2 protein-coding genes are annotated in these 857 nt (G+C 46.7%); both read right to left on the reverse strand.

Translation table 11 applies throughout. The features are described 5' to 3' along the window. Positions 1–162: 162 nt before the first annotated feature. The gene (gene ruvX / locus A3729_RS24380) at positions 163–615 is read right to left on the reverse strand and encodes a Holliday junction resolvase RuvX (protein WP_068508683.1); all 453 of its coding nucleotides are present in this window, start codon (positions 613–615) and stop codon (positions 163–165) included. After that, positions 615–857, reverse strand: a 243-nt coding sequence (locus A3729_RS24385; protein WP_197476029.1) for a YqgE/AlgH family protein, incomplete at its 5' end; no start/stop codon positions are given. The genes ruvX and A3729_RS24385, both read right to left, overlap by 1 nt.

Raw genomic sequence — 857 nt, forward strand, 5'->3', positions numbered from 1 at the left:
CCAATCAGTTTTTCATTCGCCAAACTTTTTTGAATAGCCTTAGCGACCCAAACACCGCCGGTGCGAATCCCGACAAACTCATAGTCAGTGATATTCTTTTCTGCCAAATAATGGCTTAGTTGCTGTGACATCGCACCCAATAAGGCTTCTACAGCTTGTTCATCATGCATTGTCAGTTCCTTTATTGTCACTCATTGCTGCAAACCAGCTTTCTAGTATTAAACATGCTGCGGCACCGTCAACCGAGTGATCCCCAAAATCTACGTACCGACCCGTTCTAGCTTTCACCGCCTGCTTAGCTTCGAAGCTTGAGAGCCGCTCATCCATCATATCGACCGGTTTATTAAAACGGCCTTTTAAGCGCTTACCGAACTTCTTCGCTCGCAATGACATATCGCTTTCAGAGCCATCCATATTCAAAGGTAAACCAACGACAAAGCCTGTCGGTTTCCATTCTTCTACCAATTGTTCAATTACTTCCCAGTCAGGAATCCCCTCTCTGGCTTTAATGGGAGCAAGCTCTGATGCGGTTTTAAGTAGGCTATTCCCACAGGCAACACCGAAGCGCTTTACACCAAAGTCAAAACATAAGTAGGTCAAGGCTTCATTGGTCATTAAGCGTGACCTATCTGGCCACTGAGCTGGTCTGCCTTAATACCGAGAATATCCATCGCCATTGTCAGTTTTTTGCTATCGTCGTCAGCAAACAATATGTCCTGAGACCCGGGGCAAGTTAACCAAGTGTTTTCTGTGAGCTCACCTTCTAACTGCCCCTCTCCCCAACCAGCATAGCCAAGGGCAACCAGATAGGTTTGTGGCCCGGTTCCCTGTGCAATGGCTTCAAGGATGTCTTTAGA

It is taken from the genome of Oleiphilus sp. HI0043 (assembly GCF_001634935.1).

Coding starts and splice junctions, on each gene's coding strand:
- ruvX (WP_068508683.1), bottom strand. CDS start 615: ATGACCAATGAAGCCTTGACCTACTTATGTTTTGACTTTGGTGTAAAG.